This window comes from Paraburkholderia sp. RL17-368-BIF-A, assembly GCF_046054045.1.
Lineage (GTDB): Bacteria > Pseudomonadota > Gammaproteobacteria > Burkholderiales > Burkholderiaceae > Paraburkholderia > Paraburkholderia graminis.
In genome coordinates, this window is sequence record NZ_JARESN010000016.1 from 1 (window position 1) to 15,901 (window position 15,901).

Annotated in this window: 14 protein-coding genes and 1 pseudogene; 7 read left to right on the forward strand and 8 right to left on the reverse strand. The window is 65.0% G+C overall.

Features of this window, described 5'->3' with window-relative positions; all coding sequences use genetic code 11:
* The 5 genes and pseudogenes from P0D87_RS24100 to P0D87_RS24120 all read right to left on the reverse strand — a co-directional run.
* A pseudogene (locus P0D87_RS24100) lies at positions 1–286 on the reverse strand (uracil-DNA glycosylase); the annotation flags it as partial.
* Positions 287–677: 391 nt separating this feature from the next.
* Positions 678–1,274, reverse strand: a complete 597-nt coding sequence (locus P0D87_RS24105; RefSeq protein WP_053859549.1) for a nucleotidyltransferase family protein — start codon at positions 1,272–1,274, stop codon at positions 678–680.
* A gap of 75 nt (positions 1,275–1,349) precedes the next feature.
* Complete coding sequence (locus P0D87_RS24110) at positions 1,350–3,572, reverse strand: xanthine dehydrogenase family protein molybdopterin-binding subunit (RefSeq protein WP_029966472.1); 2,223 nt, start codon at positions 3,570–3,572, stop codon at positions 1,350–1,352.
* Positions 3,569–4,570, reverse strand: coding sequence for an FAD binding domain-containing protein (locus P0D87_RS24115; RefSeq protein WP_053859548.1), 1,002 nt, complete (start codon positions 4,568–4,570; stop codon positions 3,569–3,571). Before P0D87_RS24115 ends, P0D87_RS24110 begins: the two co-directional genes overlap by 4 nt.
* 13 nt (positions 4,571–4,583) lie before the next feature.
* The gene (locus P0D87_RS24120; RefSeq protein WP_053859547.1) at positions 4,584–5,351 is read right to left on the reverse strand and encodes a 2Fe-2S iron-sulfur cluster-binding protein; all 768 of its coding nucleotides are present in this window, start codon (positions 5,349–5,351) and stop codon (positions 4,584–4,586) included.
* Positions 5,352–5,506: 155 nt separating this feature from the next.
* Between P0D87_RS24120 and P0D87_RS24125 the strand changes: the two genes are divergently transcribed.
* The 3 genes from P0D87_RS24125 (at position 5,507) to P0D87_RS24135 (ending at position 8,807) form a co-directional block, all read left to right on the forward strand.
* Complete coding sequence (locus P0D87_RS24125; RefSeq protein WP_053859546.1) at positions 5,507–7,606, forward strand: D-(-)-3-hydroxybutyrate oligomer hydrolase; 2,100 nt, start codon at positions 5,507–5,509, stop codon at positions 7,604–7,606.
* Between the two features lie 125 nt (positions 7,607–7,731).
* Positions 7,732–7,977: a hypothetical protein gene (locus tag P0D87_RS24130; protein WP_006049205.1), complete on the forward strand. Its 246-nt coding sequence runs from the start codon at positions 7,732–7,734 to the stop codon at positions 7,975–7,977.
* 23 nt (positions 7,978–8,000) lie between these two features.
* Positions 8,001–8,807 (forward strand): exodeoxyribonuclease III, encoded by an 807-nt coding sequence (locus tag P0D87_RS24135; protein WP_029966467.1) that lies wholly within the window; start codon positions 8,001–8,003, stop codon positions 8,805–8,807.
* Here the strand turns inward: P0D87_RS24135 and motB are convergent.
* Both motB and motA read right to left on the reverse strand, forming a co-directional pair.
* The gene (gene motB, locus P0D87_RS24140) at positions 8,804–9,790 is read right to left on the reverse strand and encodes a flagellar motor protein MotB (protein ID WP_053859545.1); all 987 of its coding nucleotides are present in this window, start codon (positions 9,788–9,790) and stop codon (positions 8,804–8,806) included. The genes P0D87_RS24135 and motB overlap by 4 nt on opposite strands.
* Positions 9,790–10,674, reverse strand: coding sequence for a flagellar motor stator protein MotA (gene motA, locus P0D87_RS24145; RefSeq protein WP_029966464.1), 885 nt, complete (start codon positions 10,672–10,674; stop codon positions 9,790–9,792). The genes motB and motA overlap by 1 nt, the downstream gene beginning before the upstream one ends.
* Before the next feature lie 288 nt (positions 10,675–10,962).
* Here motA and P0D87_RS24150 point away from each other — a divergent pair, with 288 nt between their 5' ends.
* Complete coding sequence (locus P0D87_RS24150) at positions 10,963–12,375, forward strand: DUF2252 domain-containing protein (RefSeq protein WP_053859544.1); 1,413 nt, start codon at positions 10,963–10,965, stop codon at positions 12,373–12,375.
* A 24-nt stretch (positions 12,376–12,399) separates the two neighbouring features.
* On the opposite strand, the gene P0D87_RS24155 is transcribed toward P0D87_RS24150, so the two are convergent.
* Complete coding sequence (locus tag P0D87_RS24155; RefSeq protein WP_053860763.1) at positions 12,400–13,266, reverse strand: polysaccharide deacetylase family protein; 867 nt, start codon at positions 13,264–13,266, stop codon at positions 12,400–12,402.
* A 229-nt stretch (positions 13,267–13,495) separates the two neighbouring features.
* On the opposite strand from P0D87_RS24155, the gene P0D87_RS24160 reads away from it, so the two are divergent.
* From P0D87_RS24160 to P0D87_RS24170, 3 genes are all read left to right on the forward strand, one after another.
* The gene (locus tag P0D87_RS24160; RefSeq protein ID WP_006049211.1) at positions 13,496–14,260 is read left to right on the forward strand and encodes an SDR family oxidoreductase; all 765 of its coding nucleotides are present in this window, start codon (positions 13,496–13,498) and stop codon (positions 14,258–14,260) included.
* Positions 14,261–14,267: 7 nt separating this feature from the next.
* Positions 14,268–15,164 (forward strand): NAD-dependent protein deacetylase, encoded by an 897-nt coding sequence (locus P0D87_RS24165; protein WP_053859543.1) that lies wholly within the window; start codon positions 14,268–14,270, stop codon positions 15,162–15,164.
* A gap of 64 nt (positions 15,165–15,228) precedes the next feature.
* Positions 15,229–15,867 (forward strand): DUF938 domain-containing protein, encoded by a 639-nt coding sequence (locus P0D87_RS24170; RefSeq protein WP_053859542.1) that lies wholly within the window; start codon positions 15,229–15,231, stop codon positions 15,865–15,867.
* The last annotated feature ends 34 nt before the right edge of the window (positions 15,868–15,901 follow it).

Sequence of the window (15,901 nt, forward strand, 5' to 3'; positions counted from 1 at the left end):
ATGCACCCGATGCACCCGATGCACCCGATGCACCCGATGCACCCGATGCACCCGATGCACCCGATGCACCCGACGCACCCGATGCACCCGATGCACCCGACGCATCGGCAAGCGGCTGATTTAGCGCCGCGCCTGCGCCATTGCAACCGATGGTGCTCGCAGGCTCCTGCGCCGTCTCCGGGCACTCAATCCATTCGATCCGCTCCGGCTGCACGCCATGCCGCAACAGCAAGCGTGCGGCGTCGCGCCAGGCGCTGAAAGACGGGTAAATGGAAATGCGGTTCATGCGAAGGGTTGCGGCCGGGGGCACGCGGCGAGCGGCAGCTAGCGGTGCGTTAAAATACTGTATGGATATACAGTATGCGCCCAAGCTTGGCGTCGGCGCAAGCCTGCGGTTTGCTGCACGCCAAGGCTCACGGCCAGCGCACAGCGGGCAGGGGCCAACGCCCTGCGCCGAACGCCGAACCCCAACGCCGTACGCCGTACGCCGTACGTCGCACGCCAAACGCCCAACGCCCAACGCCCAATGCCCAACGCCCAACGCAGCTCCGAAGTCAACCGCCCGGCTCCGCACAACCGCCCGACTCCGCACCGCCGACTCCACGCTACCCGCCGACTCCACACTACCCGTGGTTGCCGGCCAAACGAGACCGGTCCCAACCACCACTTCAGCCCCGCTAACCCGCCCCCACCCCCCGCAAATCCCCCGGCGTATCCACATCCCGCAAAACCCCCGCATCGTCGACATCCAGCCGCACCACGCGCCCAGACATCAGCAACGAACGCGCGCCGCTGTCCCCATCGAGCGACATCAGCGCCTCGCGATGTTCCGCGCCAAACCCCACCGGATGCCCACGCTGCCCTTCATAAAACGGCGCGACGATAGACGCCCCGCCGTCGAGCGTCCGCGCAACGGCTTCGATCGTCGACGGCTGGATGCGCGGCATGTCGGCGAGCGCGACGATCCACCCTTCGGCGTCGTCGCTGGCCTCGATGCCCGCGGCGAGGCTCGCGCCCATGCCGCGTTCGGCGGCGGCCGCGAACACCACGTCGCAGCCGGCCTCGTTCAGCAGACGCGCGAGCGCTTCGGCGCCCGGCCGCACGACGGCCAGCACCGTCGGCACGACCAGCAACAGCCGGCGCGCGGCTTCGTGGGCGAGCGGCGTGCCGTCGGGCAGTCGCGCGAGCAGCTTGTTTTGCACGCCCTGCGGATCGAAGCGCGAGCCGACGCCTGCGGCGAGCAAAATGCCAGTGGCAAGCGACGAGTAAGCCATGAGCGGGCACCGGAGAATGAAAGTGCCTCCGATTGTGCGGCGCAATGCAACCCGAGGCAAGCGCCCGCCATGCGTTCAGACGCGCGTCGGCTGCATCACCTTATCGAGCGTCACCGGCAGATCGCGCACGCGCACACCGGTCGCGTGATACACCGCGTTCGCGAGCGCCGCGCATACGCCCGTAATCCCGATTTCGCCGATGCCGCGCACGCCGAGCGAATTGATATACGGGTCCGGCCGGTCGAGAAACGTGATGTCGAGCGAGCCGATGTCCGCGTTCACCGGCACGTGATATTCCGCGAGGTTCGCGTTCGTGAAGCGCCCGTAGCGCGTGTCGAGCGACGACTCTTCCTGCAACGCCGCGCCCACGCCCCACACAATGCCGCCGAGCATCTGGCTGCGCGCCGTCTTCTCGTTGAGCACGCGCCCAACGTCATACACGGCGACGACGCGCGGCACGCGAATCGTGCCGAGGTCCGCATCCACGCGCACTTCGACGAACACCGCGCCGAACGAGTGAAACGAGTACTTCTGCTTTTCGTCGCCCGGTTTGACGGTGGACGTCGCCTCGATCGGCTTGCCGCCCGCACGCGCGATGATCGCCGCGGCCGGATCGCGCTTCGCCGGTTGCGAGCGGCTCGTCACCCAGCCGTTTTCCACGGTGATGTCGTCGGGCGCGATGCCGTGCACCGGCGACGCCGGGTCCGCCAACGCAAGCGCGATCAGTTGCGCGCGCGCCGCGTTGGCGGCGTCCCGCACGGCCGGCGCAACGCTCGCCGCCGACTGCGATCCGCCCGACACCGGCGCCTTCGGCAACGACGAGTCGCCGAGCGCGAAGTGGATGTTCTCCGGCGCGAAGCCGAGCGCATCGGCGGCAACCTGGGTCATCACCGTGTAAGTGCCCGTGCCGATGTCCTGCGTGCCCGACGCCACCATCGCCGTGCCGTCCGGCAGGATTCGCGCGATTGCGCCGGCTTCGCTGCGATTGGCCGGATACGTGCATGTCGCCATGCCCATGCCGATCAGCGTGTTGCCGTCGCGCATCGAACGAGGCGTGGGATTGCGCCGCGACCAGCCGAATTTTTCCGCGCCGACCTGATAGCACTCGCGCAACGATTTGCCCGACCACGGCTTGTTTTCCTGCGGATCGGCCTCCGCGTAATTCTTCAGGCGCAAAGCGAGCGGGTCCATCCTGAGCGCGACGGCCAACTCGTCCATTGCCGATTCGAGCGCGAACGAGCCGGTCGTCTCGCCGGGCGCGCGCATGAAGGTCGGCGTGCCGACGTTCAGCGGCACGAGCCGGTGCGTGGTCACCTGATTGGGCACCGCATACAGCATGCGCGTGACCATGCAGCAGGTCTCGGTCCAGTCTTCGATCATCGACGTATTCGAAATGCTGTCGTGGCGTATCGCGGTGAGCGTGCCGTCGCGCCGCGCGGCCAGCACGAGGTGCTGTTCCGTGTGCGGGCGCGCGCCGACCGGACCGAACATCTGCGGCCGCTCGAGCACGAGCCGCACCGGACGTCCCGTCTGTTTCGCCGCCATCGCGCACAACGACACATGCGACCACGACGAGCCCTTGCACCCAAAGCCGCCGCCGACGAACGGCGAAATCACGCGCACGTCGCCGGGCGAAATGCCGAGCGTCTTCGCCACGGCTTGCGCTTCGCCGCTCACGCCTTGCGTCGAATCGTAGAGCGTGAGTTGCGGGCCGTCCCAACGCGCCATCGTCGCGTGCGGCTCCATCGGATTGTGATGCTCGATCGGCGTCGTGTAGGTCGCGTCGATATGCACGGCGGCGCTTCGCATGCCGTCGTCGAAACTGCCGCGCTGCGTATCCGTTTGACGTCCCTGCGGTTTGTCGGGCGCATGCGCGTTGGCCTTCGCCTGCGCAAAGTCGAGCGTGGCCGCGCTCGCCCGATACGTGATGCGCAACTGACGCGCGGCGTCGGTCGCATGCTCGAGCGTGTCCGCGACGACCACCGCAACCGGCTCGTTGTTGTAATGCACTTCGTTGTCCTGCAACAGCGACAGCCGACGCCCCGCGGGCGGCGCCAATTGCGCCTTGCCGCCGTTCGGCAGACGTGGCGCGTTCTCATGCGTCATCACCAGCAACACGCCGGGCACGGCTTGCGCGCGGCTGGCATCGATCGATGCAATCGTGCCGCGTGCAATCGTGCTCGTGACGAGCACCGCATGCGCGAGACGCGCCTCCGGAAACTCCGCCGCATAGCGCGCTTCGCCGGTTACTTTCAGCAGACCGTCGGTACGGTCGAACGGTTGACCGATCAGATTCATGCAAGACCTCCCGGCCGGCCCGCTGCTTCGTTCACGGCGCGCACGATCGCGCGTTGCGCGAGGTGCACCTTGAAGCGGTTATCGCGCAGCGGCCTGGCATCGTTCAACGCGGCCGCAGCGGCGCGGTTCAGCGTGGCTTGCGTGAGCGGCTGGCCGTTTAGTAGCTGCTCGGCGGCGCTCGCTCGCCAGGGCTTGTGCGCGACGCCGCCGAGTGCGATGCGCGCGGTCTGCACGCGCTCGCCATCCATCTGCAATGCGGCGGCGACCGACACCAATGCAAATGCGTAACTGGCGCGGTCACGCACTTTCAGATAGTGCGAATGCGCGCTGAAAAGCGGTGGCGGAAGATCGACCGCGGTGATCAGTTCGCCTGGGCGCAGCGTGGTATCGACATCGGGCCTGTCGCCCGGAAGCCGATGAAATTCCGCGAACGGAATGCTTCGCTCTCCAGTCGGCCCACTTACGCGCACGACAGCGTCGAGTGCCGCGAGCGCGACGCTCATATCCGACGGATTCACCGCGACGCACTGCGGACTCGCGCCGAGGATCGCGTGCATGCGGTTGTGGCCTTCGAGCGCGGCACAGCCGCTGCCCGGCGTGCGCTTGTTGCACTGTGAAAACGCAGTGTCGTAAAAGTAGCCGCAGCGCGTACGTTGCAGCAGATTTCCGCCGACGGTCGCCATATTGCGCAATTGCGCCGATGCGCCCGATAGAAACGCCTGCGAGAGCAGCGGATATTGTTCGCGCACCAGCGCATGATTCGCGGCATCGCTATTGCGCACCAGCGCGCCAATGCAAATGCCGCCGCCGGGCAACGTCGTGATGTCGTCGAGTCCGCCGATATGCGTGATGTCGATGAGCCGCACCGGCCGTTCGACACCGCCCTTCATCAGATCGAGCAGATTCGTGCCGCCGCCGATGAATACCGCGCCCGGTTGCTGCGCCGCTCGCACTGCGCCGGCGACATCGGCGGCGCGTTCGTAGGAGATCGCATCCATGCTCGTGCTTGCCTCACGCGTGATCGTGGTGGTCGTGGTGGTCGTGGTGATCGTGGTCGACGTCGGCGGCGCTCGCGTTCTGGCCGCTGCCGTCATGCGCGGCGCGGATCGCGGCCACGATGTTCGCGTATGCGCCGCAACGGCAAATATTGCCGCTCATGCGCTCGCGAATTTCGTCGTCGGAAAATTTGGTAGGACGTCTACGAATATCCGCGGTGACGACGCTCGCCGTGCCGTTGCGAAACTCTTCGAGCAGCGCAGTCGCCGAGCATAACTGTCCGGGCGTGCAGTAGCCGCACTGAAACGCATCGTGTTCGATGAACGCGCGTTGCAACGGGCTCAACGCGCCGTTGCTCGCGAGCCCTTCGACCGTGGTGATCGTCTCGCCTTCGTGCATCACGGCAAGCGTCAGACACGAGTTGATGCGGCGTCCGTTGGCGATCACCGTGCACGCGCCGCATTGTCCGCGGTCGCAGCCTTTCTTCGTGCCCATCAGACCCGCGTACTCGCGCAAGGCATCGAGCAGGGTGACGCGCGGCTCGAGTTGCAACGCATAGCTGCGGCCATTCACGTTCAAGGTGAGGGGCCGCGGCGGGACAGTTTGCGCAGTCCCTGCGGCCGGGGCGACGGGTGCCTGGGTTTGCGCGCGAAGGTGCGGTGCCGCACCGACAGTGGCGGCGGCCGCGGCCGATTGTAGAAAACGGCGCCGTGAAGGTTGACTCAAGGGCTCACGCAAGGCGGCTTCGTCACCCGAATGTTCACATTCGTTATCTCTTGCCATGACGGTCTATTGACTCCGCTGAAAGGTCAATGCAGGCTGACGATGCGTCGGTATCCGAGGCGTCGCGCTCAGAAGTTCAGCGTAGCAAATCCGGCGCGCTTGCGTGTACAACGGTTACGCAAAACGGTATTGCACAATAACGGAGACAAGCACAGATGACATCAGCCATTCGAAGCACGTCCACGCTTCCCATTGCAATCGTCGTCGCGCTCGCCATGAGCGCTTGCCACGGGGGCGACGACGACGGGCCGCCGCCACCGCAAACGAACACGTTGCCGAACTTCATCGTCGGCACGGTCAAGACGCAGTCTTATGACGGCAATAGTGACGACCTGCTCACGGCCGGACTCGGTAAAACTGGCCTTGCTTTAGCCACGGCGCCCGCGATTGCCAACGCCGCGCAACCCACGGCCGCCGAACTGCGGCGGCTCGCGATCTGGTCGAACTATCGCGCGCTCGTCGATATGACGAGCAATGGCGGCTATGGACGCTTCTGGGGGCCCAATGTCGATCTGAACGGCAACGACACGCTCGGCGAAGGCAAGATCGCCGGCAAGGAATATCTGGCTTTCGCCGACGACGGCAGCGGTAAGCAGAACGTCAGCGTGCTCGTGCAGATTCCCGCGAGCTTCAATGCGGATCAACCGTGCATTGTCACGGCAACGTCATCGGGTTCGCGCGGTGTGTACGGCGCGATTTCCGCAGCGGGCGAGTGGGGCCTCAAGCGCGGCTGTGCGGTCGCGTACACCGACAAGGGCTCGGGCAACGGCGCACATGAACTGTCGACGAATCGCGTGACGCTGATCGACGGCACGTTGCAGGACGCGAACGCCGCGGGCAAGGCGAGTCTCTTCACGGCGAACCTCGGCAACACGGATCTCGGCACCTACAACACCCAGTTCCCGAACCGCTATGCGTTCAAGCACGCACACTCGCAGCAGAACCCGGAGCAGGACTGGGGCAAAAACACGTTGCAGGCGATCCAGTTCGCGTATTGGGCGCTCAACGATTCATACGGCACGTTGAACGGCTCGACCCGCACCGTGCGCTATAAACCGGGCGTCATTCTGACGATCGCGGCATCGGTGAGCAATGGCGGCGGTGCGTCGTTGGCGGCGGCGGAGCAGGACACTTCGGGCCTCATCACCGCAGTCGTGGTCGGCGAGCCGCAAATCAACATTCGTGTGCCGTCGCAAGTGTCGGTGTCGCAAGGCGGCGTGCCCGTCGGCGCATTCGGCAAGCCGCTTGCCGATTACATGACGCTCGCGAACCTGCTCGAACCTTGCGCGGCGCTTGCGCCTGCCGCGACCGGGTCGCCGTATCTGACCGCGCTGCCGCTCGCGACCACCACCGCGATTCGCACCGCGCGATGCACGACGCTCGCGAACAATGGCGTAATCACGGGAGGCGACACCACGACGCAGGCGATCAACGCGCTCGCGCTTCTGCATCAGAACGGCTACCAGACCGACTCCGATCTGCTGCATGCGCCGATGTGGGATTCGCAAGCGGTGCCGGCGGTCGCGGTGACGTACGCGAACGCCTATGCCAAAGCGAGCGTGACCGACAACCTGTGCAACTTCAGCTTCGGCACGACGAGTTCGACGGGCGCGGCCGGCGTCACGCCCGCCGTCTCGCCGATGCTGACAGTGTTCGGCAACGGCAATGGTGTGCCGCCGACCAACGGCATCAACCTGGTCTACAACGCGGGCACGCTGGGCGCATTCGATCACCGGCTCGCCACGGTCGATGCAAGTTACGTCGGCGCTGCGTGTCTGCGCACGCTGTGGACCAACGGCACGTTGACCACGAATGTCGAAGCAGTCAGGGTGAATGCGAATCTGCATGGCAAGCCGGCCATCATCGTGCAAGGACGCGCCGATGCATTGGTGCCGATCAACCATGCTTCGCGGCCGTACGTGGCGACGAACCGGCTGGTCGAAGGCGGGGCGAGCAAGCTGTCGTTCTATGAAATCACGAACGGTCAGCACTTCGACGCGTTCCTCGGCGTGGCCGGTTTCGATACGCGCTTCGTGCCGCTGCATTACTACAACGTTCAGGCGCTCAACCTGATGTGGAGCCACCTGAAGAACGGCACGCCGCTGCCGCCTTCGCAAGTGGTTCACACGGTGCCGCGCGGCGGCACGCCGGGCGCCGCGCCCGCATTGACGACCGCGAACTTGCCGGCAATCGCGACGAGCCCTGGCGGCAATGCGATCACGGTCGCAAACGGCGCGGTGAACGTGCCCAACTGATGCGGGTCCACTCACTCGCGTGACGCGGCGCGGCCCCGCGTCGCGCGTGTGGGCGCCGCATTGAATCCGCAGCGGGTACGGGCGATGCTACGGGTGATCGGCATCAAGCGTTCAGAGGACAACCGATGCAGTTCGACTACAGGCATTTTCATATCGATTGCCGGGCTCGCCATGCGGACGAAGGCGTCTACTACGCGCGCGCCAGAATCACGCATATCCCGCGGAAAAACGAGCATTTCCGTTCGCACGATTCCGGCGACATCGACGCCTTCTCGAACGAAGCGGATGCGATCTCGTGCGCGCGATCGTGGGCGATCGAATGGTGCGATGAAGCGGCGTCGCAGGTGTCGAGCGAGGCCTCGTCGGAATAACTTGCGTGCAGGGAGGACATACTGTGGCGACGCTGCGCATTGCGACGTTCAACATCAATGGAATCCGCTCGCGTCAGGCCGCGTTGCTGCAATGGCTCGAGCGCGAGGCGCCGGACATTGTCTGTCTGCAGGAATTGAAGGCGGCGGACAGCGCGTTCCCCGCCGATGCCGTGCGCGACGCCGGATATCACGCGATCTGGCATGGCCAGAGCGCGTGGAACGGCGTGGCGATCCTGTCGAAGGGCGAAGCGCCGCTCGAAAGCCGCCGCGGCTTGCCGGGCTTCGAGGCCGACACGCATAGCCGCTATCTCGAAGTGGCCGTCGACGGATTGCTCGTGTGCTGTCTCTATCTGCCGAACGGGAATCCGCAGCCCGGTCCCAAGTTCGAATACAAGCTGAAGTGGTTCGACCATCTGATCGACCACGCGGCGAATCTGCTCAAGAGCGGGCATCCGGTCGTGCTGGCCGGCGACTTCAACGTCGTGCCCACCGATGAGGACATCTACAATCCGCGCTCATGGCTGAAAGACGCGCTATTGCAGCCGGAAAGCCGCGAACGTTATCGGCGCCTGCTCGCGCAAGGCTGGACAGATTCGTTGCGCACGCACTTTGGCGACGAGCGCGTCTATACCTTCTGGGATTATTTTCGCCGCCACTGGGACACCAACTCGGGCTTGCGCATCGATCACATCTTGCTGAGCCCGGACCTCGCACCGCGTTTGCGCGACGCGGGCGTGGATCGCTGGGTGCGCGGCGAGCCGCACGCGAGCGACCACGCGCCGACATGGGTCGAACTGGATATGAGCGCCAGGCGGCGTAAAACGCGTTAGCGAACGATCGTCGCGCCCGGTGCCGCATGCGTGCGCGCCGCGACTGCGGGAATCGCCGAGCTGGCCGGCGTGCTTTCGTCAATCGACGTACGGCCGCCATCGTGGAAAAACGCCTGCTCCGCGGCCTTGTTCATCACGAGAATGCTGATGCGCCGATTGGTCGGTTCATCGACGACATTGCTGTTAAGCGGCAGCACGTCCGCGAGGCCGCGCACCTGCAATAACTTTTCGCCATGCATGCCGCCCAAAACGAGCGCGCGGCGCGCCGCGTTCGCGCGTTCGGACGACAACTCCCAGTTCGAATAGCCGACGGGGCCGCCGGTGTACGGCACGGCATCCGTATGGCCCGCAATCGAAATGCGGTTCTCGACGTCGTTGAGCGCCGCGCCGATCTGCGTGAGTATCGCGACCGCGTAAGTTTGCAGACGCGGACTGCCGGACGCGAACATCGGCCGGTTCTGCGAATCGACGATCTCGATGCGCAAGCCTTCGTTCGTGATCGAGATGCGGATCTGATCCTTGAACGCCTTTAGCGTTGGGCTTTGCTCGATCAGCGAAATGAGCTTTTCCTTGAGTTGCTGCAAGCGTGCCGCGTCCGCGGGCGCCACCGTCGGCACGACGTTGACAGGCGTGGCCGCTTCGATCTGGGTCTTCTTGCCGTCGCCGGGACGCGTATCGGAGATGTCGCGTCCGCCGCCTTGCACCACGCTCGGTCGCGCGGCGGCCGTGCCTTCACTGCCGCCGAGCAGGCTCGAAAGCGGCGTGTTGAAGTAATCCTCGATGCCTTGCTTGTCGAACTTCGACGTGGAGCCGAGCAGCCACATGAGCAGGAAGAACGCCATCATCGCGGTGACGAAGTCGGCATACGCGATCTTCCATGCGCCGCCGTGATGGCCGCCGTGGTCGTCACTCTTCTTCGAGCGACGCACGATGATCGGCGGCGGCGCCTCGTCTTCCGAGCCGCGTGAACGTCGTTGCGTCATTACGCTGCTCCGCTTGCGGCCGGCTTCGGCGTCTTGGTGGCGCGCACCGCGTCGTCGAGTTCCTGGAAGCTCGGGCGGTCGGCGGTGAACAGCACCTTGCGTCCGAATTCCACGGCGATGGGCGGCGCATAGCCGGACAACGACGCGAGCAGCACGGCCTTCACGCATTGAAACGGCTTCGCTTCGGCGCGGCCTTTCGCGTTCAGCAGATCGGCGAGCGGCCCGATAAAGCCATACGCGAGAAGAATGCCGAGGAACGTGCCGACCAGCGCGCCGGCGATCATCTCGCCGAGCACCGCGGGCGGCGCGCCGACCGAACCCATCGTGTGGACCACGCCCATCACCGCGGCGACGATGCCGAATGCGGGCAGGCCGTCGGCCATCTTCTGAATCGCGTTCGCGGCCACCGACGCTTCCGCGTGATGCGTGGCCAGTTCTTCATCCATCAGGTCCTGCACTTCGAGCACGTTGACGTTGCCGCCCGACATCATGCGCAAATAGTCGACGATGAAATCGAGCAGATGATGATCGGAGAGCACATGCGGATACTTCTGGAAAATCACGCTTTCTTCGGGCGCGAAGACGTCCGCTTCGAGCGACATCATGCCTTCCTTGCGTGCTTTCTGAAGCAGCTCGTAAAGCAGCGCGATCAGTTCCAGATACTTTTCTTTCGTATAGCCGCCGCCTTTGAAGCATGACGGAATCGCCTTCAGCGTCTTCTTCAACGTCGAGGTCGGATTACTGACGACAAACGCGCCAATCGCCGCGCCGAAAATGCACAGCAATTCAAACGGTTGAATCAGCGCCGGCAAATGGCCGCCCACGCCAATGAAGCTCCCTATGACGGAGCCGATCACCAATAACCAGCCAATTGCGACAAACATATTCTCTCCGTTATCTTGCGCGCCGCACGTCGTACCGGAAGACGTCCTTTTTCAAGGACGCTGCGTGCGTCACTGAATTTCCGCATGTACTGGTAAACGGCTCGAAAGGCTATTGCTGAAGTGTTCGAACGAATCAAAGCGGAAAAATAGAAGGGCGTGCGAGTCGCGTATGCGGCATCGGTAAAAAGCGCCCTCACTTTTTTACCGATTGCTCTGCTAGCATGCAATGCGACCGGCGTCAGGTCTCTCGAACGGAAGTGAACCTTCACAAGAAGAACGGAGATGAGCATGAAAGCCAGCACCATTGCCGACCGTGAGGCGCGTGGCCGTGCCGCCCGCGAAAAATCGAAGCGCTCGAGTCACAGGACAGTAGGCGAGTTGCGCCGCGATCCGATCGAGTTGCTGAAGGAGAGCAGCGAAGGCCGCGTGCGCAATCTCGTGCCGCTGCGTTATGGGCGCATGGCTGCATCGCCGTTCACGTTCTTTCGCGGCACCGCGCTGTTGCAGGCTCACGATCTCAGCAAGGTTCACGACACGGGCTTGACGATGCCCATCTGCGGAGACGGGCACTTGATGAACTTCGGCGGCTTCGCGACGCCCGAGCGGCAGCTTGTGTTCGACCTGAACGATTTCGATGAAGTGTCGGTCGGCCCATTCGAATGGGATCTGAAACGCCTCACCGCGAGTCTCGTGATCGCGGCGCGTCATATGCGCCTGAGCCGCGGCGCGGCGGAAGATCTGGTGATGACGGCGGTCAACGAATATCGCAATCGCATGGCGCAATACGCACAGTGCGGCGCGCTCGAACTCTGGTACGAGCGCATCACATTCGAGCGCATGGCCGAGACGGCGCTCACGCCGGAACGGCGTCGCGCCGTGCGCCGCGGCATGGAGAAGGCGGCGAGCCGCACGCACGAAAGTCTGTTCGAAAGAATGGCCGGGCATGACGGCGAGCGCTGGGTGATTCGCGATGCGCCGCCCGCGCTCTTTCATGTGCTCGGCGCGAACACGCTCTTCACCGCCGAGGAAACCGAAGAGCTAAAAGGCCCGCGCGGAGGCAACATGCTGGACGGCATGTGGAGCGACTACCTGAAGACGATGTCGCACGATCGGCGCGAACTGCTCGCTCATTTCAGCGTGCAGGACATCGTGTTCAAGGTGGTGGGCGTGGGCAGCGTCGGCACACGCTGCACGGCCGTGCTGCTCGTCGACCCGATGAGCAAGCCGCTCTTCATGCAGATCAAGGAAGCGAGGCCGTCGGTCGTCGCGCGCTATTTCAAGTCGCCGCCGGCCAGGCATCAGGGCGAGCGCGTCGTGCAAGGCCAGCGCATGTTGCAGGCCGCAAGCGACATCTTTCTCGGCTGGGCGACGAGTCCGCTCGGGCGGCATTACTACTTCCGTCAATTGCGCGACATGAAGCTGTCGGCGAGCATCGAACTATTCGATAGCGATCTGCTGACCGGTTACGCGCAACTGTGCGGCTGGGTGATGGCGCGAGCGCACGCAAAGGCGAGCGGCCAGGCGGTCGAAGTCAGCGCGTATATCGGTCGCGGCGATCAGTTCGCAGAGGCGCTGACAACGTATGCAACGACGTACGCGGACCAGGTTGAGCGCGACTACGACGCTTTCATCAAGGCGTGCCGCAGCGGCGTACTGCAAGCACGTTCGGACGAAGACATGGCGGCGGATTTCCGCATGTGATGCTGATCGCGGTGATGCCGCGTATCAACCGTCGATGCGCGCTTCGCGCAGCGTGACGAAGCGCAGTTTCTGTTTGCGCGCGGCTTCGGCGACACCCGGCAGCACCGCAAGAATCAGCGGTTTGCCGTCGACGGTGAGCGCGGCGTTGCCGTCGTGCAGCAGCAGAATGTCGCGTGCCGCGAGGCCGTCGAGCAGCCGCCTCGCGACCACTTGCGGATCGCGTTCGCGCGTGTCGTAGCCGCGCCGCGTCCACGCCGCGAGCCGCAGATCGAGCTTGCGCAGCACCGGTTCGAGAAAGATGTTGCGCAAGCCGGCCGGCGCGCGAAAAAACATCGGACGTTCGCCGCTGAGTTCTTCGAACGTGCGTTGCGCGGCGTCGATCTCGCGCAACAGCGCGCCAGGCAGCGTGATGGAAAACGTATGCACGTGGACCTGCGAATGATTTTCCAGCGCATGACCGCGCGCGACGATCTCGCGTGCGAGTTGCGGATAACGCCGCGCCTTCTCTCCGATGCAAAAGAAGGTTGCGTGCACGCCTAACGCGTCGAGCAGATCGAGCACTTGCGGCGTGACGACCGGATCGGGGCCATCGTCGATGGTCAAGGCGATGGCGTCCGCGTTGCGCGCGCCGGCGGGCAGGCGCGTCCAGTTCGGACCGAGCAGCGACGTGCGCGGCAGCAGACCGGCCACCGTGAAAACAGCGTGATTCGCGAAGATCGCTGCGAGCCACCACGGCCATGCGCGCGGCGCGACGAGCCACGCGGCCAGCACCAGCACGTGCCATGCGGCGGTCGCGGTGAGCATCGCGGGATAGCCGGTTTCGGGCCAGCGGCGCAGCCGTGCCGCGCGAGCGTCATGCGGCGTGTCGTGGGGCGTGGAGAGTGGATTCATAAAACGTGCTTCCGGTAATTGCGCGGCTTGATCAGGCGCCGCGAAGGCGCCGCGCGCAACGTCGAACGATACCATTGATGCGCGAGCCGCCGCGACCGCGGACAGGAACGGCAATGAAAGCGCGGCGTCAGGGCTATGCGCTCGCGTCGCGGGCATTTGTGATCGACCCTGCGCTGCGGTAACGTACGAGGCAGTGGCGCCTCGCCGCCGGCAAACAGGGAGACATGTTGTGACAGTGACGGGAATCAGAAAGGTAGCTTTGGTAACGGGCGCGGGCAGCGGCATTGGCCGCGCATGCGCGCTGCGCCTCGCGGAGCACGGCTATAGCGTGGTGCTCGCGGGCCGTCGACGGGCGGCGCTCGAAGCCGTGGTCGAAGCGGCGCACGCGCTCGGCGGCGAAGCGCTGGCCGTGCCCTGCGATGTGACCGACGCGGACAGCGTCGCCGCCTTGTTCGACACGATCCGCGAGCGCTATGGCCGGCTCGACGTGCTGTTCAACAACGCGGGCCGCAACGGCTCGCCGGTGGACATCGACGAACTCGCGATCGATGAATGGCGCTCGGTGGTCGACACGAATCTGACCGGCGTGTTTCTGTGCACGCGCGCCGCGTTCGGTCTGATGAAAACGCAGAATCCGCGCGGCGGGCGCATCGTCAATAACGGTTCGATTTCGGCGCATGCGCCGCGGCCCAACAGCATTGCCTACACGGCGACCAAGCACGCGATCACCGGCCTCACCAAAGCCGTGTCGCTCGACGGCCGCAAGTACGACATCGTCTGCGGTCAGATCGACATCGGCAATGCGGCAACGGAGATGGCCGAGCGCATGGCGCGCGGCATCCCGCAGGCGAACGGCGAGATCGCGGTCGAACCGTTGATGGACGTCCAGCATGTCGCCGACGCCGTGCTGCATATGGCGCAGTTGCCGCTGTCCGTGAACGTGCAGTTCATGACGATCATGGCGAGCAAGATGCCGTTCGTCGGACGCGGTTGAAGGCGTCATGCCCGATCTTCGTTCCGCGCCTGTTGAGTCGTCCCAAGCGCTTGAAGCGCTCGAAGCCGTTAGCGCATCGCACACGCTCGACGACCTTCACGACTTCGTGCAACGTTACCCGCGCCTGTTCGTGCTGACCGGCGCGGGCATCAGCACGGACTCCGGCATTCCGGGCTATCGCGACGACAACGGCGAATGGAAGCGCTCGCCGCCCATCACGCTGCAAGAGTTTCTCGGCGGCGACGCGATGCGCCGGCGCTACTGGGCGCGCAGCATGGTCGGCTGGCCGGTCGTCGCGCAGGCGCAGCCGAACGCCGCGCATACGGCGCTCGCGCGTCTCGAAGCCGCCGGTCATGTGCCGACGCTCGTCACGCAAAACGTCGACGGCTTGCATCAGCGCGCAGGCAGCCGCCAGGTGATCGAGTTGCATGGCGGAATCGACGGCGTTATCTGCCTGGATTGCGGAACGCAGCATTCGCGTGCGTCGATCCAGCAGACGCTGGAAGCGGACAACCCCGCGTTGCGCAGCGTCACCGCCGAAGCCGCCGCCGATGGCGACGCGCATCTCGAATGGCACGCGCTCGAAACGTTTCGCGTGCCGGCGTGCGCGAATTGCGGCGGTTTGCTGAAACCGGCGGTGGTGTTCTTCGGCGAAAGCGTGCCGCGCGAGCGCGTGGAAGCGGCGTCGCATGCGCTCGATGCCGCGGACGCGGTGCTCGTGGTCGGCTCGTCGCTCATGGTCTATTCCGGTTATCGCTTTTGCGTATGGGCGCAAAAGCAGCGCAAGCCGATCGCGGCGATCAACCTCGGGCGCACGCGCGCCGATCCGCTTTTGTCGCTGAAAATCGCGGCGCCGTGCGCCGATATGCTGACCGCTCTGGCCGGCCGTCTCGCGGTAGATTGAGCGGCGCACGCCAACGCCTACGCTATCGAGCCAACGCCATTCATTCAATGGAAACGCCATCCTCATGACCGAACCTCTTCCGTCGATGCGGCAACATTCGCCGTCCGCCGAACGCAACCGCGAACCGATACTCGCGGTGTTGCGCACGGTGCTGCCCGCCACCGGCCGCGTGCTCGAAATCGCGAGCGGCACCGGTCAGCACGCGCTCTGCTTTGCCCGCGCGCTGCCCGGCCTCGACTGGCAACCGAGCGACGCCGACGCGGAAGCGCGCGAGTCGATTGCCGCATGGATCGCAGAGGACGCGCCGCCCAACCTGCGCGCGCCGCTCGCGCTCGACGTGCATCAGCCGGAGTGGGACGTCGGCGCGCTGGACGCCGTCGTGTGCATCAACATGATCCACATTTCGCCGTGGAGCGCGGCGCAGGCGTTATTCGCAGGCGCGAGCCGCTATCTCGTGGATGGCGGTGTACTGTATCTGTACGGCCCATACAAACGCGGCGGCGCGCACACGGCCCCGAGCAACGAAGCTTTCGATCGCCAATTGCGAAGCCGCGATCCTTCGTGGGGCGTGCGCGATATGGAGGCGGTCGTGGCGCTCGGGGCATCGGCGGGATTTGAATGCGACGAGCCGATCGCGATGCCGGCCAATAATTTCAGCCTTGTATTCAGGAAGCGCGCCGCGCAAGCCGGCCAGACACGGTGACTGCGCGCAATCGGCGCGATCCGTGACAGCGGCG